Genomic DNA, 20,885 nt, shown 5'->3' with positions numbered 1-20,885 from the left:
AAAAATAAGGTATAATTCAATATTTGAAAGCCATTCTTTTTTTAGAATGGCTTTTTTATTTCGTAATTTTAGAGAGTAAAAAATGCAATTAATTCAAAATGATAAACAAAAAAGTAGCTTCCGTTGAAGAAGCCTTAAAAGGTGTTAAAGATAATATGACTTTCATGTTGGGTGGTTTTGGCCTTAGCGGAATCCCTGAGAACGCCATTGCGCATTTGGTAAAATTGGGCGTAAAAGGCCTTACCTGTATTTCCAATAATGCGGGTGTAGACGATTTTGGTCTGGGCCTGTTACTCCAAAAAAAGCAGGTTAAAAAAATGGTGTCATCTTATGTGGGTGAGAATGATGAGTTCGAACGTCAGATGCTTTCAGGAGAATTGGAAGTAGAGCTTATTCCACAGGGAACATTGGCCGAACGTTGTCGTGCAGCGCAAGCCGGAATACCGGCTGTTTTTACGCCTGCAGGTTATGGAACTGAAGTGGCTGAAGGAAAAGAAACCCGCGAATTTAAGGGTAAAATGTACGTTCTGGAACACGCCTTTAAAGCCGATTTTGCGTTTGTAAAAGCCTGGAAAGGTGATGAAGCCGGTAATTTGATCTTTAAAGGAACGGCCAGAAATTTTAACCCTAATATGTGTGGCGCCGCAACTATTACAGTGGCCGAGGTGGAGGAACTGGTAGCACCCGGCGAATTGGATCCCAATCATATCCATATCCCCGGCATATTTGTGCAACGTATTTTCCAAGGTAAAAAATATGAAAAGCGCATAGAGCAACGCACCACCAGACCAAGAGAATAATTAAACGTCATTCCTGCGAAGGCAGGAATCTCAATAAAAAAACAAACAACATGTTAGATAAAAACGGAATAGCAAAACGCATCGCCAGAGAAGTTCAAGATGGCTTTTATGTTAATTTGGGAATAGGAATTCCCACGCTGGTAGCCAACTATGTACGCGACGATATTGAAGTTGAATTTCAAAGTGAAAATGGGGTGCTGGGTATGGGACCTTTTCCCTACGAAGGCGAGGAAGATGCCGATGTTATAAATGCAGGAAAGCAAACCATCACAACCCTACCCGGAGCAAGCTTTTTCGATTCCGCTATGAGTTTTTCAATGATCCGCGGGCAACACGTCGATCTTACAATTCTTGGTGCGATGGAAGTGGCTGAAAATGGTGATATCGCCAACTGGAAAATTCCCGGTAAAATGGTTAAAGGTATGGGCGGTGCTATGGATCTTGTGGCCAGTGCTGAAAATATTATTGTGGCAATGATGCACACAAACAAACATGGTGAGTCTAAATTATTAAAATCATGTACACTACCGTTAACCGGAGTACACTGCGTTAAAAAGATTGTAACCAATATGGCCGTGATTGAAGTTACTGAAAAAGGTTTCAAATTGTTGGAACGCGCGCCGGGGGTTACCGTGGAAGACATCATAAAAGCAACAGAAGGAACCTTAATTGTTGAGGGAGACATTCCTCAAATGCTGCTATAAAACATTCAAAATAGACTGAAAAATCGGTAAAATGTTAAAAAATATTGCATTTTATCGATTTTATATGTTTTTTATCTGATATTTTGAAAAAATGTATGATATTAGCATCACCCAAGTTAACCAATTAATCATATAGATTGTTTCAAATCTACCATAAATTTTAGACTTATGAATTTTGCCGCAAATCTACCTGAACAACCTACTAAAGAAGAAAGTAAATTCAGTGAAACTGTAAAGCACAACATACAGTTTTTTAAAAGTTTAATTTATTTAACCAAGAAAATATTCATGCTATAACCCTTTGGGTATAGCATGAATTAATTTTTTGGTGTAATCTTTTTGAGGCGCCGAATATATATCATCGGCATCACCAATTTCCTCGATTTTCCCTTTATTCATCACCAGTAACTGGTCACTCATATATTTTACAACGGCAAGATCGTGTGAAATAAAAATGTATGTAAAGCCAAAGCTTTCCTTTAATTCATTCAGCAAATTAAGAACTTGAGCTTGTACGGAAATATCCAGAGCCGAAACAGATTCGTCACATACGATCAATTTAGGCTGCAAAGCGATAGTCCTGGCAATACCGATCCGTTGGCGCTGGCCTCCGGAAAACTCGTGCGGATACCGATCAAAATAGGCTTCTGATAAACCCACACGATCCAGAATTTCAATAGTTTTTTCTTTACGCTCCTGATCTGAGTTATACAATTTATGAACCTGCATGGGTTCCATAATCGCTTTCCCAATTGGGATTCTTGGGTTTAAAGAAGAGTAAGGATCCTGAAAGATTATTTGAATGTCTTTTCGTAGATCTCTGGTAGCTTTTTTTCCAAGTTTGGTAATATCTTCACCCTTATAAAGAATGGCACCTTTTGTGGCTTTATCCAGTTGTAAAATAGCATTGCCAAGGGTCGATTTTCCACAACCGGATTCTCCTACCAGACCTAAAGTTTCACCTTCATATAATTTAAAACTCACCTGGTCTACCGCCTTAAAACCATGTGGTTTTGAGAACCAACCGGATTTTGAAAAATAGGTTTTTTCAACATTAATAACTTCCAGTAATGGTGGTTGGCTATATAAAGCTTTATGATTCTTTTCACGTTCTTTCTTTGTCACTGTTGCTTTTGAGGTGGTACCGCTGAGGTAGTCCTGAATCGTTGGAAGTGTTTTCAGGCGAACATCCAGCGAAGGCCTCGAATTGATTAATGCTTTTGTGTAATTATGCTGCGGCGTTTTAAATATTGCTTCTACAGAACCTGCTTCAACAATAGCGCCTTTGTACATCACCAGTACCCGCTGGGCGATCTCAGAAATAAGCGCGAGGTCATGGGTAATAAAAATGATGCTCATTTTGGTTTCTTTCTGAAGGCGCTTCAATAAATTAATGATCTCTGCCTGAACAGTAACATCCAGGGCGGTTGTTGGTTCATCGGCGATCAAAATATCGGGCTTACAGGCAATAGCCATCGCGATCATCACACGTTGTTTCTGGCCACCGGAAATTTCATGTGGATATTTGTTATAGGTATTCCTAACTTCCGGGAGTTTTACTTTTTCAAATAAAGAAAGGGTCTCTTCCTGAGCTTCTTTTTTAGAAAGATTGGTGTGCTCCAATAACATTTCCTGAACTTGCTTTCCGCAGGTCATGGATGGGTTTAAGGAACTCATTGGTTCCTGAAAGATTATAGCGATCTTTTTCCCGCGAATATCCTGAAAACGTTTTTCCGGAAGTAAAATAAGATCGTCTTCGCGAAACAAAATTTTTCCGGAAGTAATTTTAGAAATACGTTTTGGAAGCAAACCCAAAATGGCTAATGACGACACCGATTTTCCCGACCCTGATTCACCTACAATTCCTAAAATTTCGTTCTGAAATAAGTCATAAGAAATATTGGTCACCACTGTATTTTCACCAAAGGCTACCGATAAATTTTCAACTTTTAATAAGGGTTTTTCCGCCATTTATTTATGAATGATGTCCTCTTCGTCTAATAATTCTTCACCACGCAAGCGCAATAATATTTGAGCTACAGCAATGGTATCTTTTTCGCAATAATTAATAATGCGGTCTATGTTTTTTTCCTCGTAATATACTCTATAAACCTCACTGCCGTCAATATCATCTTTAGGTGACGGTACCCCTAAAACATTGGTGAGTAATTTTAACGAGGTGTAATTTTTGTAATCACCAAATTTCCACAATTCCAGGGTATCTAAATGCGGTACTTCCCAGGGTTTTTTGCCAAACAAATTAAGTTTATCCGGTAATTCAACACCGTGAATGATCATCCGTCGTGCAATGTATGGAAAATCGAATTCTTTACCGTTATGAGCACAAAGCAAATGATTCGCTCTGAAAAAATGGGTGTCCAGTAAATTTTTAAAATCCTTTAAAATGATATCTTCATTACCATGAAATGTAGTTACCCGAAAGGTTTTTTTGTCGTTCAAAATATTGAAATACCCTACGGAAATACAAATGATCTTTCCAAACTCGGCCCAAATACCCGCACGATCATAAAATTCCTCAGCCGTAAAATCTTCCTTTCGCTGGTATTGCGATTTATGTTCCCAAAGGAGCTGTTTTGTTTCATCCAGATCTGAAAAATGTTCGGTTTCAGGAACGGTTTCAATATCCAGAAATAAAATATTTTCGAGATTAAGTTTGGTAATCATAGGTTTGGGATCTATGTTTTTGAAATGAAAACAGCATGGCATTGCTTGCCTAAAATTCCGGCTACTCCGGCTGCCAATCCACCTACAATTCCCGTCACTAAAATTAGGAGATAGGGGTTACCACCTAACGGAAATAATACCGCAATTTTCTTTGCCAAGGTAAAATCATTAGCGCTGCTTATAATAAAAGCCTGAATCATCCATAGCAAAGCAATAGCGAGGAAGGGAATAAAAAACACTGCTGCTTTTTTCAATGGCATAAACAATCCTGATAAAAATCCTGCAAGCATAACAGACCACCATGGAAAAAATGGCCCTAAAATGATGGCAATAACAATAACTAATATAAAGTGGACCAGCGTTCGTTTCATGGTGTTGGATTTAAGGTTTGTGTGCTCATGGTTTCATCATCGGATGTCGCGCTTTGCATAAAGTCGAGATTTAAATAATTTCCAGCGGCCCAGTCGTCGATAAAATTATCGTAATACGGACTTCCGGGATTCCCTGATTGACCGCCGGGGTAGATTCCAAGTGCGGTTGGTGGAGAGGTCATTTCCACGATCATGCGCCATGAAGGTCCGTGATTTGTGTCTGCAGCATTCACCGTATTTCTGTCCCCGCCAACGGGGATATCAAAACGTGAAAATGCAGGTAAGGCTTGAAGTAAGTGCCCTACGTAGGTACCCTTATATTTTCCCCAGGCATCATCGCCGTTTTCCGCTTCCCAGTCTTTTATTTGCTTTACAGTTTCTTTGAATGAGATCAAGAACAGATCAGATGAGGTTTCTTTTTCAGGGGTATTTACAAGATCCATAATCGCACTATCCGGATCGTTTTTCAATAAATAAATGGTTTGATAATGAAGCGTTCGTTTAAAATAATCTTTACTCTTAGAATCTGGTTTTTTCTTCAAAGCATCTTCCCAATCTACATCATCCCAGGTTATGTTGAATAGATTGGGCCACCACACTTCCCAGATGGTTGCGGCGTGTGAATCTATCGTATTGTTGAAATCCCAGTCTTTTATTTGATTGTAAAACTCAGTTTCTTCAGGATTTAAAGTAGAAGTATCCATGTGTTCAAAAATGTAAGGCAAAAGTTCCGAAGCTTTCAAATTGAAAACATTGTTCTGCAAATCTTTAAAATCCTGAATGGTCACATGGTCTTTCGACCGGAAAAAATCATTGATGACCCGATTCCGATAGGCTTCAAAATGATCGTTAAACACATAATAAGGATATTGTTGATCTACCGGATGCTGATTTGCAGAACTCACAAAACCGCGCTCGGGATTCTTCGTTTTAGCGTTGAATTCCTGCGGAATAAAACTCTGCCATTCATTATCCGGATTACTGCCGTCCATCAGAAATTTTCCTTGTCCCTTCCATTTATTAGCGAAAAGCCCCTGAATCCATAAGGCAATATCACCTTCCGTGGAAGCAAACACAAAATTTTGTGCCGGAGCCACCCAGTGTTTTAGGGCACTTACATAATCATCGTAATTTTTGGCCTCGTTAAGTTCTAAAATAGTGCGTTGTTCATTACCTCCCATATGGCCTGTCCATTTCATGGCATAACCTACGGTTTTTTGAGTGCCTTTATAATTATAATCGTAACTCACCGGACCTTCATGGGTATAAAGTACCGTATCCACGTAAGTTTCTTTACCTTTTATTTTGATGTTCTCCAAGCGTATTTTGGTCTTGCGCCAACTGTCGCCGTATTTATATTCAGTTCTGGAGGCATCTTTAAATGTGGTTTTATACCAGTCCTTAACATCACGCGTGGCATTGGTTTCTCCCCAGGCAATATGGGTATTAAAACCTGAAACAACGCCCATGGCACCGGGCAAGGTTGCTCCAAAACTGTTATGTTCTGGTGTTGCCAGTTGCATCACGTACCAGATCGATGGCAAGTTCAATCCCAGGTGTGGGTCGTTAGCCAGGATGGGGTGACCCGAATAGGATTTTGTGCCGGAGACCGCCCAGTTATTACTACCGTTAGAGGGATTCGGATCTTCCATGGTTTCAACAATGGAATCCTGGGGTATTTGAGACTGCGGAATTTCGGTGATTGGTGTATCGATATAACTCCAATCGGTTTCCACAGGAATTACAGGATCTATGATATCATAAAAATCCGGGAACATCTTATTGAATCTATTCTCACCAAATTTTTTGAGTAAATGTGTATAAGTAAAATCATTGCTGTAACCACAAAGGTCGTCTGTCATATACATGAACAGTAAAGTGGTTTTTTCAAGGGTCCACGGTTCCGGAGCGTAACCCAGTAATTTGTATTCTATAGGACAATCTTTAGGATTTAAGGTTTGAATATAACGGTTTACACCATCGCGATAAGCTTCAAGATATCCCAAAATCTCAGGGTCTTTTTTAATGCGTTCCAAAGCTTTTTCAGCACCGTAACCTAAACCTTTCCGGCGTTGCATGCGATCGAATGGGACAGCTTTTTCGCCTACAATTTCAGCTAAGCGCCCGGCCGATGCAAAGGTTTGAAATTCCATTTGCCACAAGCGGTGTTGCGCCGTAATGTATCCTTGTGATCGGTAGAGATCGGTATCATTTTGGGCAAAAACATGCGGAATTAAATGCTTGTCGTAAAACACGGTTACCGGTTCTTTTAGACCAGGCAGATCTAAATTTCCCGAAACATTTGTTGTTTTATCGTTTTGCCAAAAACCTTGGTTTGGATTAAAAAAAGCACCCAATACCGGGGCAGAGCCTAAAGGATTATTTAAGGCATAAAAAATGCCAAAAGCTATGATGAAGGCCAGAATAAATTTGAAATATTTCATTAGGCAAGTTTAGTTTAGAGAAATTAAATATAGGAAATAAATCGCTTAAAAACCTTTGTTTTTTGAATGGTTTTAAGTTGAAGAACTGTTGAAGATTTTAAAACAGGCTTTGCTGTTTATAGGGACTTTCATGTTCCAATAGCCATTGTTTCCGATGGATGCCTCCGGCATAACCGGTTAAGCTCCCATCACTTCCAATAACGCGATGACAGGGCACTACGATCCAAAGTGGATTTTTGCCATTGGCACTGGCCACAGCACGAATGGCTTTAACGTCGCCCAATTGTTTAGACAAATCTAAATAGGAAATGGTTTTGCCGAAGGGAATCTCAAGTAATTTATCCCAAACACGTTTTTGAAAATCGGTTCCTGACGGATTTAGTTTAAGGTCGAATTGCGTCCGGGTTCCTTCAAAATATTCTTGAAGTTGTATGGCGCAATCTTCGAGTTCCTCAGGAATAATATCGGTAATTTTTTCCTCTGAATTAAGCACCGTTATGGCCGAAATACCCTCTGCATCGCCTTCTATTTTAGTGAAACCTAGTGGCGTTTTAATGATGCAGGCCGTCATGAACTTTTAAGAATTTGAGTTGTCATAAATTCCTAGTTTTTTAGCCCGTGATTCCCAGCTTTTTCGCGCCAGATATTGTAAATCGGAAACGTTATCACTCTCATCCATAATTTCCAGGCCAAGTAGGGTTTCAATAACATCTTCCATGGTTACCAATCCACTTACCGAACCGTATTCATCCACAACCAAAGCCATGTGGTTTCTGGTCTCTACCAGTTTATCGAATAATTTCGGAATGGGTAGGTTGCGCACAACAATGATAATGGGACGTTTTAAATCCACTAGTTTTTTATCACCGTTATCCAAAGCCATTTCCTTAAAAATTTCATCCTTTAAAACCAGACCTGTAATATCGTCCTCTTGTTTGGCATAAATAGGAATTCTGGAAAATCGAAGATTCATATTTTTTTCAAAAAAGTCAGCAACTGTTGTATTTTGATCTTCAATTTTCATAACCGGTCTCGGGGTCATGATGTCTTTTGCAAACACCTTTTTGAAGGTGAGCAGGTTTTTAATGATCTTACTTTCATTTTCCTTGAACACGCCCTCTTTATGTGCAGCATCGGTCATGGCCATAAAACTTTCACGACTCAAAACACTACCGTGACTACTTCCGCCAATCAGTTTTGTAAAGAGTTGTAAAAGCCATAAAATGCCTGTCCAACGTAAAGGAAAAATCAGTATTGAAATCGCTGTTGAAGCAAAATTTGCTAATGCTTTCCAGTATTTGGCTCCTATGGTTTTCGGGATAATCTCTGAAGCGATCAAGATCAATAAGGTCATGATCGCTGAAACAACACCAACGGTATTGAAGCCAAGAATCTCTATTTTATACGGTAATTCTTCCGCCTGAATTCCCACCATCATAGCACCTACGGTGTGCGCAATCGTATTCAGGGTAAGTATGGCAATAAGTGGTTTATCCACATCCTTTTTCAGGGATTCCAGGGTGGTTGCATAGTGTTTACCTTCTTCTTTTTTAACATTAATGAATGTTGGTGTGACACTCAATAGAACAGCTTCCAGTATGGAGCATAAAAAAGAAAAGAAAATAGAAAGGAAAGCCCAAAAAATTAGTGCGCTCATGAAATCAGGATTTGTTGATTCTTAATTTTCAAATCCTAATATACACCTTTTTTGTTGAACGCCGATAGCTGATGTAAAGGAACTATTTATTTAAGATTTTAACAACATCTTTCGCAAAATATGAAGCGATAATATCAGCTCCCGCACGTTTAATGGATGTGATTTGTTCCATCATCACCGCATCATGATCTAACCAGCCTTTTTCCGAGGCAGCTTTAATCATAGCGTATTCTCCGGACACCTGGTAAACCGCTACCGGAACATCTACGGCATTTTTAATTTCGCGAACAATATCGAGGTAACATAAACCGGGTTTTACCATGACAATATCGGCACCTTCATCAATATCCATTTCAGTTTCTTTAATGGCTTCGGACCGGTTAGCGAAATCCATTTGATAGGTTTTTTTGTCCTTTGGAATATCAGTAGCATCAACCGGTGCGGAATCTAAGGCATCACGGAATGGACCGTAAAACGCCGAGGCGTATTTGGCTGAATAACTCATGATACCTGTATTTATAAAACCATCATTATCTAAAGCTTCGCGAATGGTTAAAATACGACCGTCCATCATATCGCTGGGAGCTACAAAATCGGCTCCGGCCTGCGCATGCGATAAACTCATTTGACCCAGAACTTTGGCGGTTTCATCATTTAAAATAATGCCGTTCTTCACAATGCCATCATGGCCGTAAACGGAATAGGGGTCGAGAGCAACATCCGTCATAACCAACATATCCGGGCAGGCATTTTTAACCGTTTTGATGGCGCGTTGCATCAATCCTTCAGGATTTAAGGCTTCTTTCCCAACGTTGTCTTTCAGGTTATCCGGCACTTTTACAAAGAGTAAGACTGCTTTTAAGCCCATATTCCAAAGGGATTTCACCTCTTTTTCCAAAAGGTCTAAACTGTAGCGGTAGTAATTAGGCATGGAGGTGATCTCGTCTTTTACGCCTTTGCCTTCAACCACAAAAAGTGGCACTAAAAAATCGTTTGGACTCAGGGTTGTTTCACGAACCAGGGCGCGGATGGCTTCACTGGTTCTTAAACGTCTGTTGCGTTGTAATGGATACATGATGAAACGGTTTAATATTATTTAATTTCTTTATTCACCCAGTCGATCGGGGTTTCTAAAACATCAACAAGTTTCGCTTCCCAGCTTCCCGGTTCGGGATGATGGTCGTACACCCATTGGACCTTGGGTGGCAAACTCATTAAAATACTTTCGATGCGCCCGTTGGTTTTCAGTCCAAACAGGGTGCCTTTATCGTGAACGAGATTGAATTCCACGTAGCGACCTCGACGGATTTCCTGCCAGGTTCGTTGTGCTTCTGTGTAATCCAGATCTTTACGTTTTTCAACGATTGGTTTGTAGGCTTCTAAAAAACTATCGCCCACTTCAGTAACGAAATTATACCAATCTTCCATGCTCATGGCGTCGGTTTCTTTGCAGTAATCGAAAAATAAACCTCCGATACCGCGACCCTCACCACGATGGCTGTTGTAAAAATAGGTGTCGCAACGTTCTTTGTATTCCGGATAGAAATCGGGATGATGTTTGTCGCAGGCGGTTTTACACACTTCGTGAAAATGTTTCGCGTCAGCTTCAAAAAGGTAATACGGCGTGAGGTCGAGTCCTCCACCAAACCAACTATCTATGGTGTTCCCTTGTTTATCATACATTTCAAAATAGCGCCAGTTGGCATGAACCGTTGGCACCATGGGATTTTTTGGATGAATAACAAGACTTAGACCGCAGGCAAAAAAATCGCAGTCGGATACCTTGAAATAGTTTTGCATGGTTTTCGGTAGTGGGCCGTGAACGGCGGAAATATTGACACCGCCTTTTTCGAAAACGGCACCATTTTCGATAACCCGTGTGCGTCCGCCACCACCTTCTGGGCGTTCCCAAAGGTCTTCCTGAAATGTGGCTTTGCCATCGATGGTCTCTAGCGTTGCCGTGATGCTGTCCTGTAAATCTTGTATGTATTGATAAAATTTATCTTTCATTTATACAATTTCTATTTTGTTCATCAGCCGCGTTAGGGATTGAGGCATTGTTGGAGCTCGCCCGCAGGGAAGCGACTGCCGAAAGCGCGACCCTTGTGGTAACGCCCAAAAACTAGGCTTTATATTCTTTTACGGCATCGATAAAAGCTTTCGCATTTTCAACCGGGATGTTGGGCAAAATGCCGTGACCGAGGTTGACGATGTACTTGTCTTTGCCGAATTCGTTGATCATTTGATGCACCATTTTTTTAATGTCGGATGGTTGCGACAATAGGCGCACGGGATCGAAATTGCCCTGTAACGTTATGTTGCCTCCTGTGAGCTGACGTGCTACATTAGGGGCGCAAGTCCAATCGATTCCGAGTGCTGCGGCGTTACTTTTTGCCATATCTTCGAGGGCGAACCAACAGCCTTTTCCGAAAGCGATTACCGGAGCGTAATCTTTGAGCGCCTCGATAATTTGGTTGATATACTGCCACGAAAATTCCTGATAATCGGTGGGTGACAACATGCCTCCCCAGGAATCGAAGACCTGAACGGCATCGACGCCGGCTTCAATTTTTTGTTTGAGATATTCAATAGTGGTATCCGTGATCTTTTGTAACATTTCATGAGCTGCCACCGGATTGGTGAAGCAAAAGGCCTTGGCTTTATCGAAGGTTTTGCTACCCTGACCCTGCACGCAATAGCACAAAATAGTCCACGGTGAACCGGCAAATCCGATGAGCGGAATCTCGTTGTTTAGAAGTTCTTTTGTGGCTTTGATAGCCTCGTAAACATAGTCTAATTCTACTGAAACATCGGGAACAATCACGCGGTCGACATCGGCTTGTGTGCGCACGGGGTTTGGTAAAAACGGACCGAAATTGGGTTTCATTTGTACCTCGATATTCATGGCCTGTGGGATCACAAGGATATCGCTGAACAAGATGGCGGCATCCATGCCGTACCGGCGAATGGGTTGCACGGTGATCTCACTGGCAAGTTCCGGCGTTCGGCAGCGCGTGAAAAAATCATATTTCTCACGGATTTCCATGAATTCCGGTAAATAGCGTCCGGCTTGACGCATCATCCAAACCGGCGGTCGTTCAACGGTTTCTCCTTTTAAAGCTCTTAAAAATAAATCGTTCTTTATACTCATAGTTCTTTTTTTCTTTTTTAGACGTAATGTGCATTTACCAGTTCGATAACACTTTCCACGGTTGGCACTTTCGCGACACGCACATCACTGAAATGTTTTTTTGCCTCCAGAGCTGTGGTTTCTCCAATGCAAAAGGCGATTATTTCCTGACGGTTGGCCTTCACAAAACTTTCCACAGTAGACGGACTGAAAAACATAACGCCTTCAACCGTAGGATCTACCTGAACGCCATCATATTTGGTTTGATAGGCTTCAACCTCATTCACTTTAATATGATTTTCTTTTAGTAGATCAGGGAGCGTATCCAAACGTAAATCGCTGCAAAAATACGTAACTTCTGTGCCTTCTAAGTATTCTATTAAATATTTCGCCAGACTTTTCGCATTCTTTTCCTGATGCTTTACCGGGCCTATTTTTTTTTCGATAAGTCTTTTTGTTCTGCGCCCGACGCAGTAAATATTTTCGAATTGCAATTCGGCCGGTGAGAAGTTTGTTGTTAAGGCTTCTACCGCATTTTTACTGGTGATAATAACGTTTTTAATAGGGTTTCGCAAGATGCGCGGTGGAATCCGGTTGAGGCTGATTTTTATAAAATCGCTGCTTTCTGAAACCACTTTGTCATGGAACAGTAAACGTTGGTCTTCTGTTAAACTTTTAGTTGAATATATTGTGGTTTTTTTGTGCGAACGTCTTAGTGCATCCATGAGTCGTTTTCCACCACGTTCAATAATATAATTTGCCGCGAACTCAGCGATATCGTCATGTTGCCCCAGTTTCTTTACTTTGGAAACTTCAATTTTTTTGGTGCCGTCTTCACTTAATAGAACACCTTTAAAATTTACTTCCTCGTTTTTGATATACGCCAGGGCACCGATGGGTGCTGTACAGCCACCTTCGAGTTTATTTAAAAACTGGCGTTCGATAGTGGTGCAAATTTCAGTCTCTTTGTGGTTGAGGTGTGCACAAGCTTCCAGAACATAATCATCTTCTTCTAAGGCGGTGACCATGATAGCGCCTTGAGCAGGTGCGGGAATCATCCAGTCAAGATTTATAGCCTGTTCCGGACGGATCCCAATACGGCCAATTCCGGCTGCGGCAAAAATAGCCCCGTTCCAATCGTCGTTATCCTCAAGCTTTTGAAGGCGTGAATTCACATTTCCACGTAAATCCACCAAAGTATGCGTTGGATAACGGTTGAGCCATTGTGCACGACGGCGCAGACTTCCGGTAGCGACAACGGCGTGCTTCGCACTTAAAAATTCTTCATTGTTTTTATAAACCAGAGTGTCGTTTACATTACCACGTTTTAAAACAGCGGCCTGCACAATACCTTTAGGTAAAATAGTGGGGACGTCTTTTAAGGAATGCACGGCAATATCGATATCCTCATTGAGCATAGCGATGTCTAAAGTTCGGGTAAAAATTCCGGTGATGCCCAATTCGTAAAGCGGCTTATCCAGCACGATATCGCCTGTGGATTTTACAGGAACCAAAGTGGTGTTATAACCCTGTTCTTCCAATAATTTTTTTACAATATTGGCCTGCCAAAGGGCTAATTCGCTATCGCGTGTTCCTATTCGAATGGTTTTAGACATGTTTTGTTTTTGGTTTTGAAATTCTGATTACATACGATTAACTCATATTTCCCATTTCCGATATTTTTTCATTTAGTCCGAAGACTACCATGACATCTCCTTTCTCAATCTCCGTGTTACCTGTTGGAATCCCGATAACCTCCATTTGTGTGGTGGACACTCCGATGAGGTTGGTTTTTTCGTTTTTACGCAAAATGGTAATGATGTTTAGATTGTAATTTTTTCGGATATCAATCTCTTCAATGGTTTTGCCTACAAAATCATCAGGAACCTTAAGCTCGGAAATGGAATAACGGCTATCAATTTTAAAGTTGTCTACAATATTTTTAAGATTGATTTTATTAGTGAGTTTCTCCGCGGCTTCCTGTTCGGGATGTACAATAAAATCGATACCCATAGCCTGTAACACGGTGTCGTGTATTGGTGATAGCGAACGGCTGATCACACGGGCTTTGGATAGTTTTTTAATGATGGCGGTAGTGATGATGGCAGCACCTTCATTCTCCCCAATGGCCACCACGGCAATATCTGTTTGCTGAATAGGCAATGCCTGATACGCTTGTTCGTTGGTCGAATCCAGGCAAATACTATGAGAAATCTTATCTTTTATTAAATTGACTTTATCCATTTTGTTGTCAACACCAATAACCTCGTTCCCTGTTTCCGTTAGGCTTAAGGCTAAAGACATTCCAAAATTACCGAGACCAAAAATGATAATTTTCATAGTGTTTCGTTTTAGTTAATTAAAATATTTTCCTGTGGATACTGGTAGAATTTTTGTTCTACTTCACCCATAATTCCAAACAATAAGTTCAACATACCGATACGCCCTAAGAACATCACCAAAATGATGACAATTTTTCCGCCATAAGATAAAGTAGGCGTTACATTTAAACTGAGCCCCACGGTACTATATGCCGAAAAACATTCGAAGGCCAGTTCCATCAGGGTTTTATCCGGTTCAAAATAGAGCAGGAACATGATGGCTACACCAATAATGATCAATGAAATACTAATAATTGAAAAGGCTCTGTTCACGGTGCTACTGGAGATCTCACGGGAATTGATCTCAATGCGTTTTTTACCTCGGGCTGTTGCAAAAATGTTCAGGGTTGCAATGGCAAAAGTACTGGTTTTAATACCACCACCGGTAGAGGCCGGTGAAGCTCCGATCCACATCAATAAAATAACAAATAACAACGATGGCGTTGCCATATGCGTATAATCTACCGTATTAAATCCTGCAGTTCTGGGCGTAACCGAAGAAAACATTGCTGTGGTAATTTTGCCAAAAATTGAGGTGTGTGCTTTTTGAGTAAAATTGGCTTCACCAAAATAGAAAAACAAACCACCTGCAAGGAGTAATACGAGCGTGGTAACCAGGATTAATTTTGAATTCAAAGTTATAACACGAACCGTTTTTATTTTTTTTGCTTTGAACAGATTAAGTAAAAAGGTCTTGAAATAAGTAAATATGTTGAACACAATATTATAACCCAATCCGCCGCAAACAATGAGGATCATAACCACCCATTGTAGGCCGTAATTAAAGCGAAGCGTCGCAGCATAAAAACTAGATGATGAGGTTGAAAAACCCGCGTTGCAAAAAGCCGAAACTGAATGGAAAATGGAGAAAAAGAATTTATTGTTTACTGTAGGGTCGTCGCTAATTGAGGTATAAATAAGCAAAGCTCCAATAGCTTCAATTCCAAGGGTGAACAACACAATTTTTACGGCCAGATTAAATACGTCGTATAAATTTTCTGAAGACGTGAAATCCTTAATATACATACCTTCACTAAACGATGAATTTTCTTTAAAAAAGTAAGCAAAAAAGGAGGTGAAGGTCAAGATTCCTAAACCACCAATCTGGATGAGTACCATAATGACGGTTTGCCCAAGTTGGGTAAAATCTTTAGCGGTATCCAAAACGATAAGTCCCGTAACACAAATAGCACTTGTAGAAGTAAACAAGGCATCAATAAATGAAATACCGTGCGTTGTTACTTTGGGAAGCATTAAGAAAAAAGCGCCTATCAAAGAGAAAATTCCAAAACTCCCAACAAAAAGTATGGCCGGATTAAAGTATATTTTATAGATGTATTTGATGAGGAATGATAGCCGGATCAGCAAGTATAAAAACAATCCGATCTCAAAGATCACCTTGGTTTTAAGGGTTTGTTCTACAACCGTATGATCACTATTGTACAATATGAATACCGTGGCAGCAAAAAGTGTCCACAACAGAATGATCAGATTGATACGAACCGATTTTTTAGAACCTTTATCCCGAAACTGGTAATGCTTGATGACGTTGAAGGCAACTAACGTAATTGTAATTGCAAAAAAACCAACGAGTTTATAAGGTTTATAGTCGTCGTTTACGGAAAATCCAAAATCGAATACTAAAAACGTCAGGATTATAATATCAATGAAGCGGTATAAATTAACAAAAAGCTTATTTTTCATTGAGTTGTTTTAATATTCTAAGGAATTCGAAAAACCTTATGGGAAGCCTTAAAGCAGTAGCAAATGTACTGATTTTAGGCATTTGTTGAGTGTTGTTCCAGCTGAAATACTTTTTTGATGAGTTCCAGACTCTCATCTGTGGAAACGCCCTCATCTTTTAAATGATGTGCGAAGTGGTTTGTGATTTTTTGAATGATATTTTTACTGATGAGTTCTGCCTGAGATTCATTAAAATCAACAAGTTTTTTACGCTGTGTATCTAATTCCGCAAGGGCGAATTCATTTAATTTTAATTTTAAAGCTTTAATGGTAGGTGCAAATTTTCGGGTTTCAAGCCAACTGTTAAAATCGCTTTTAACCTCTTCAATGATGGCTTCCGCAGAAGGGATATGGGCTTTCCGGGCTTCTAGGGTTTGATCGGTGATCTGCGATAACTGATCCAGGTGTATGAGGGTAATCTGCGGTAGTTCTTTCACATTTTCATCAACGTTCTTGGGGATGGAAAGATCTAAAATGAGCAGTGGTTTTTTCGACTGAATGATTTGTTTATCGATCGTTGGGCGTTGTGCTCCGGTGGCCACAATTAAAATATCAGCCTGCGTAAGTTCTTCTTGTAAATTTGAATAATCCTTAACTACCAAATTAAATTTTCCGGCAATTTTCTCAGCTTTATCTTTGGTACGATTTATTAAGGTGATGTGTTTGTTTTCGGTATGTTTTACCAGATTTTCACAGGTGTTCCTACCAATTTTTCCGGTTCCGAAAAGTAAAATGTTTTTTTCGGAAACATTTTCAACATTGTCAAAAATGTATTGTACGGAAGCGAAGGATACCGAGGTTGCTCCGGTAGATATATCGGTTTCATTCTTGATGCGCTTACTTGCCTGGATCACGGCATTAATCAATCGCTCGGAGAAGGGATTTAATAAACCGTGTTTTTTTGAAAGTCGAGCACTGGATTTCAACTGACTGATAATTTCAAAATCTCCAAGGATCTGACTATCCAAGCCGGAACCTACACGGAACATATGCGTGATGGCTTCCTTGTTTTTATAGATATAGGCAACCTCTTGAAATTCTTCAACAGTGCCTTCTGTATTTTCGCAAAGGAGTTGAATGAGCTGGAAAGGATGTTGTGCAAAACCATAAAGTTCAGTACGATTACAGGTAGAAGTAGCTACCAAACTTTCCACGCCATTAGTCTTGGCTTGCTCCAGTAAAGCCAGCGTGGATGCTTCATCTAAACTAAAACGACCACGCATATCCGCATCGGCTTTTTTATAGCTCAAGCCGATGGCGTAAAATGATTGACTACGCGACATATTAAAGTTCTGCATCCTGTTTCTAAAAACGTCTAGCAAAATTATAGGGATGCTTTGTAAAAAAGTAACGCTGAAGGAACTTTTAATGTCGTTTCAAGTTTTTTAAAGTGATTTTTATAAAATGATGTATAAAAACCTTATTTTTGCAGCAATTACGGTTGTTTTGACGGTAATTATTTAGAACGAATCTAAATAAAAGGAATATGCAAAGCGTCGATATGTCGAAAAAAAATAACGCTCAAAGTTCTTTTGAAGAAACTCCGATTGATACCGGGTTTTTAATTTTAACCTATAAAAATGATGAATCTAGTGCGCAAAATATTGTAAAAGAGATTCATAGCGATTATATACAGTTTCATTTTTGTGTTAAAGGTACCGGTAAATTTAGCTTTAATCAAGGGCGTTACATTTTAGATATCCACGAGGAGAATTCCTTGTTACTTTACAATCCCCAGCGTCAATTACCAATAGACCTTACTCTGGAACCTAATTCCTGGATGGTCTCCATTTTAATCTCCATTAAAAAATTTCATAGTCTATTTTCAACTGAAGCGGGATATATCACGTTTTTAAGTGAAGAAAATCGCGATAAGAAATACTATAAAGATGGTTTGATATCGCCATCCATGGCTATCGTATTGAATCAGTTAATTAATTTTAATTTGAATCCTTCCATAAAAGGATTGTACTACCGGGCAAAAGCCTATGAGTTGTTAAGTTTATATTTTAATCGCAGTGAAGAAGCCGATGTGGAACAATGTCCGTTTTTAGTGGATGAAGCTAATGTGATCAAAATTCGTAAAGCCAAGGATATCATGATTTCGAGAATGGCAGAGCCGCCAACGCTTCAGGAATTGGCCGAAGAGATCGGGCTGAACATCAAAAAACTTAAAGAAGGTTTTAAACAGATCTATGGCGATTCGGTGTTTAGTTTTCTTTTTGACTATAAAATGGAATTTGCACGCAAGTTGTTGGAGTCAGGAGAAAATAATGTGAATGAAGTTGGTTTAAAGGTTGGGTACAGCACCTCGAGTCATTTTATTTCTGCCTTTAAGAAGAAATATGGTACAACGCCGAAAAAATATGTTATGTCTTTAAATTGATCGCTATGAAGTACTTAACACCAGAGATCGAAGCATTATCCAAACAATTCAACAGAGGTAAATCGTTGGCACGACCTAATGTGTCTTGTGGGATTTTTCAAGACCTCGATTACAATGAAAAACGGCCTGAGTTGTACCATCAACAAAAACAAAAAAATAGCTAAATCGAAATAGAAAAAGAAAATGAAAAAAGGAATATTGTTAGTGAATTTGGGCTCGCCCGACACACCGAAGCCTAAAGACGTTAAAAAATATTTAGGTGAGTTTTTAATGGATGAACGCGTTATTGATTTACCAAAATGGGCCAGAACCTTACTCGTTAAAGGCATTATCCTCAACACACGCCCAAAAGCTTCCGCAAAAGCTTACCAAAAGATCTGGTGGGACGAAGGTTCTCCCTTGATCGTGATTTCTGAAAGGCTTCAGGAAAAAATTCAAAAGCAGGTAGAGCAGCCCGTGGCTTTAGCCATGCGCTACGGAAGTATGAGCATCAAAAAAGGCCTTCAAGAACTGGTGGATCAAGGTGTGGAAGAAGTTTTACTTTTTCCTTTGTATCCTCAATTTGCGATGGCTACAACAGAAACCATTACTGTTTTGGCTGAAGAGCTGCGTCAGGAATTTTTTCCGCAGTTAAAAATGGAATCCGTACCCGCATTTTATAACAAACCGGATTATATCGAAGTGCTTTCAAACGCTATAAAAGAGCATTTGGAAGGCAAGGAATATGAACATCTGCTGTTTTCTTATCACGGTGTTCCGGAACGTCATATCCGCAAAAGCGATGTTACGAAATCACATTGCCAGATCGATGGGAGTTGCTGCCGAACACAAAGTGCAGCGCACGAGTTTTGTTACCGGCACCAATGTTATGAAGTCACCCGTTTGGTAGGAGAAAAATTAGGTTTGGAGCCCGGAACTTTTTCCACGTCCTTTCAATCGCGATTAGGTTTCGATCCGTGGCTACAACCATATACTGACAGAACCATTGAGCGTTTAGGAAAAGAAGGCATAAAAAATATGGCTATCGTAACCCCGGCCTTTGTAAGCGATTGCCTTGAAACACTTGAGGAAATTGCCATGGAAGGCGAGGAGATCTTCCATGAAGTAGGCGGCAAGAATTTTGTCACCATCCCTTGTTTGAACGATGATGAAGCCTTTGTAAATTTATTGTCGAATTGGATCAATGAGTGGGTAAGCTCTGAAATGGTAACGGCATAATGGCAAAGGTATCCTCTGAAGATTTAGGAAAACTTCCTATTAGCAAACTTCTCGTAAAACAAGCTGTACCGGCCTCTATCGGGATTCTGGTAATGTCGCTCAACATTTTAGTCGACACCATTTTTGTTGGTAATTGGATTGGTCCTACCGCCATTGCAGCGATCAACGTGGTGCTTCCGGTATCCTTCTTTATTGCGGCCTTGGGGATGTCCATCGGTATCGGTGGTTCTTCGATCATTTCTCGTGCCTTAGGCGCCGATGATATGAAAAAGGCTTTAAAGACCTTCGGTAATCAGCTCACTTTAACGTTGCTCTTAACGGTTTCCATGGCTATTTTGGGACTCATTTTTGTGGATTCCATTATTCCCACCTTTGGTGGAAAAGGCGCCATCTTTGAACCGGCCAAAATTTACTATATCATCGTACTTTACGGGGTTCCGTTTCTCGCCTTATGTATGATGGGAAATACGGTGATCCGGGCAGAAGGCAAACCAAAATTTGCCATGTATGCTATGATGATTCCATCAGTAGGAAACTTAATTTTAGATTATGTTTTCATCAATCTATTGGATCTTGGGATGGAAGGTGCGGCCTGGGCTACAACGGGATCTTATATGTTGTGTTTCCTGTTTATTCTTTGGTTTTTCCTTTCAAAAAATTCTGAAATAAAGATCACACGCTCACATTTCCGACTCGATAAACCCATCGTTTCTGAGATAGCATCATTAGGATTTGTAACTCTGGCACGCCAGGCTGTAGTGAGTGTTACGTATTTATTTATGAATAATATTTTATTCCATTACGGCGGTGAAACCTCTGTGACTTCATATGCCATTGTGGCTCGCATGCTCATGTTCGCCTTGTTTCCCGTTTTTGGAATTACCCAAGGATTTTTACCTATTGCGGGCTTTAATTATGGGGCTCACAAATACAACCGGGTTAAAGAAAGTATTTATACAGCCATTAAATATGCGGCTGGTTTGGCTACTTTAGTTTTCATCATGTTGATGCTTTTTCCAGATGCGATAACCCGACTCTTTACTGATGATGCGGATGTATTAGCTCAAACACCTTCGGATATGCGTTGGGTTTTTGCGGCAACCCCAATTATTGGGATACAACTTATTGGTGCTGCTTTTTTTCAAGCTATTGGTAAAGCACGGCAAGCCTTATTACTTACCTTATCACGGCAAGGGTTTTTCTTTATTCCATTGATATTTATTTTACCTCTTTTTATGGGAGAACTTGGCGTTTGGGTGGCATTTCCAATATCTGATACCCTATCGACCATTGTAACGGCCTGGTTCCTTTACAGGGAAATTAATAAGAATTTAAATGAGGAAGTTTTAACTTAGCAGGAAACAAA

19 protein-coding genes are annotated in these 20,885 nt (G+C 40.1%); 6 read left to right on the top strand and 13 right to left on the bottom strand.

Going from position 1 to position 20,885, the window contains the following annotated elements:
* Positions 1-98: 98 nt before the first annotated feature.
* Both ABD682_RS02795 and ABD682_RS02790 read left to right on the top strand, forming a co-directional pair.
* Positions 99-800: a CoA transferase subunit A gene (locus tag ABD682_RS02795; RefSeq protein ID WP_344738767.1), complete on the top strand. Its 702-nt coding sequence runs from the start codon at positions 99-101 to the stop codon at positions 798-800.
* Positions 801-850: 50 nt separating this feature from the next.
* Positions 851-1,504 carry a CoA transferase subunit B gene (locus tag ABD682_RS02790; protein WP_344738765.1) on the top strand — a complete coding sequence of 218 codons (654 nt, stop codon included), beginning with the start codon at positions 851-853 and terminating at the stop codon, positions 1,502-1,504.
* A 291-nt stretch (positions 1,505-1,795) separates the two neighbouring features.
* Here the strand turns inward: ABD682_RS02790 and ABD682_RS02785 are convergent, their stop codons facing one another.
* The 13 genes from ABD682_RS02785 to hemA form a co-directional block, all read right to left on the bottom strand.
* The gene (locus tag ABD682_RS02785; protein ID WP_344738763.1) at positions 1,796-3,475 is read right to left on the bottom strand and encodes an ABC transporter ATP-binding protein; all 1,680 of its coding nucleotides are present in this window, start codon (positions 3,473-3,475) and stop codon (positions 1,796-1,798) included.
* On the bottom strand, positions 3,476-4,189 hold the full coding sequence (locus tag ABD682_RS02780; protein WP_344738761.1) for a 3'-5' exonuclease: 714 nt from the start codon (positions 4,187-4,189) through the stop codon (positions 3,476-3,478).
* Positions 4,190-4,200: 11 nt separating this feature from the next.
* Positions 4,201-4,560 carry a hypothetical protein gene (locus ABD682_RS02775; protein WP_344738759.1) on the bottom strand — a complete coding sequence of 120 codons (360 nt, stop codon included), beginning with the start codon at positions 4,558-4,560 and terminating at the stop codon, positions 4,201-4,203.
* Positions 4,557-7,004 (bottom strand): penicillin acylase family protein, encoded by a 2,448-nt coding sequence (locus ABD682_RS02770; protein ID WP_344738757.1) that lies wholly within the window; start codon positions 7,002-7,004, stop codon positions 4,557-4,559. Before ABD682_RS02770 ends, ABD682_RS02775 begins: the two co-directional genes overlap by 4 nt.
* A gap of 97 nt (positions 7,005-7,101) precedes the next feature.
* The gene (locus ABD682_RS02765) at positions 7,102-7,575 is read right to left on the bottom strand and encodes a methylated-DNA--[protein]-cysteine S-methyltransferase (RefSeq protein ID WP_344738755.1); all 474 of its coding nucleotides are present in this window, start codon (positions 7,573-7,575) and stop codon (positions 7,102-7,104) included.
* 6 nt (positions 7,576-7,581) lie between these two features.
* Positions 7,582-8,661, bottom strand: a complete 1,080-nt coding sequence (locus ABD682_RS02760; RefSeq protein WP_344738753.1) for a CNNM domain-containing protein — start codon at positions 8,659-8,661, stop codon at positions 7,582-7,584.
* Positions 8,662-8,743: 82 nt separating this feature from the next.
* A complete protein-coding gene (hemB, locus tag ABD682_RS02755) occupies positions 8,744-9,736 on the bottom strand; it encodes a porphobilinogen synthase (protein WP_344738751.1) in 993 nt (330 codons plus the stop codon).
* A 17-nt stretch (positions 9,737-9,753) separates the two neighbouring features.
* On the bottom strand, positions 9,754-10,671 hold the full coding sequence (gene hemF, locus ABD682_RS02750; protein WP_344738749.1) for an oxygen-dependent coproporphyrinogen oxidase: 918 nt from the start codon (positions 10,669-10,671) through the stop codon (positions 9,754-9,756).
* Between the two features lie 112 nt (positions 10,672-10,783).
* A complete protein-coding gene (gene hemE / locus ABD682_RS02745) occupies positions 10,784-11,812 on the bottom strand; it encodes a uroporphyrinogen decarboxylase (RefSeq protein WP_344738747.1) in 1,029 nt (342 codons plus the stop codon).
* Between the two features lie 17 nt (positions 11,813-11,829).
* The gene (hemC, locus tag ABD682_RS02740) at positions 11,830-13,407 is read right to left on the bottom strand and encodes a hydroxymethylbilane synthase (protein ID WP_344738745.1); all 1,578 of its coding nucleotides are present in this window, start codon (positions 13,405-13,407) and stop codon (positions 11,830-11,832) included.
* Positions 13,408-13,444: 37 nt separating this feature from the next.
* Positions 13,445-14,131, bottom strand: coding sequence for a potassium channel family protein (locus ABD682_RS02735; RefSeq protein ID WP_344738743.1), 687 nt, complete (start codon positions 14,129-14,131; stop codon positions 13,445-13,447).
* 11 nt (positions 14,132-14,142) lie between these two features.
* Entirely contained in the window at positions 14,143-15,876 is a 1,734-nt protein-coding gene (locus tag ABD682_RS02730) for a TrkH family potassium uptake protein (RefSeq protein WP_344738741.1), read from the bottom strand.
* Positions 15,877-15,950: 74 nt separating this feature from the next.
* Positions 15,951-17,213, bottom strand: a complete 1,263-nt coding sequence (gene hemA, locus ABD682_RS02725; protein WP_344738739.1) for a glutamyl-tRNA reductase — start codon at positions 17,211-17,213, stop codon at positions 15,951-15,953.
* A gap of 203 nt (positions 17,214-17,416) precedes the next feature.
* Here hemA and ABD682_RS02720 point away from each other — a divergent pair, with 203 nt between their 5' ends.
* Genes ABD682_RS02720 through ABD682_RS02705 form a run of 4 tightly spaced genes read left to right on the top strand, consistent with a single transcriptional unit; the run spans position 17,417 to position 20,874 of the window.
* Positions 17,417-18,301 carry an AraC family transcriptional regulator gene (locus ABD682_RS02720; RefSeq protein WP_344738737.1) on the top strand — a complete coding sequence of 295 codons (885 nt, stop codon included), beginning with the start codon at positions 17,417-17,419 and terminating at the stop codon, positions 18,299-18,301.
* Positions 18,302-18,306: 5 nt separating this feature from the next.
* On the top strand, positions 18,307-18,465 hold the full coding sequence (locus tag ABD682_RS02715) for a hypothetical protein (protein WP_344738735.1): 159 nt from the start codon (positions 18,307-18,309) through the stop codon (positions 18,463-18,465).
* Between the two features lie 19 nt (positions 18,466-18,484).
* The gene (gene hemH / locus ABD682_RS02710) at positions 18,485-19,519 is read left to right on the top strand and encodes a ferrochelatase (protein ID WP_344738733.1); all 1,035 of its coding nucleotides are present in this window, start codon (positions 18,485-18,487) and stop codon (positions 19,517-19,519) included.
* The gene (locus tag ABD682_RS02705; protein ID WP_344738731.1) at positions 19,519-20,874 is read left to right on the top strand and encodes an MATE family efflux transporter; all 1,356 of its coding nucleotides are present in this window, start codon (positions 19,519-19,521) and stop codon (positions 20,872-20,874) included. The genes hemH and ABD682_RS02705 overlap by 1 nt, the downstream gene beginning before the upstream one ends.
* Positions 20,875-20,885: the final 11 nt, after the last annotated feature.

Source organism: Gaetbulibacter aestuarii (assembly GCF_039537665.1).
Lineage (GTDB): Bacteria > Bacteroidota > Bacteroidia > Flavobacteriales > Flavobacteriaceae > Gaetbulibacter_A > Gaetbulibacter_A aestuarii.
The sequence above is the reverse complement of the archived record's forward strand: the minus strand, read 5'-3'. Positions and strand labels throughout refer to the sequence as shown.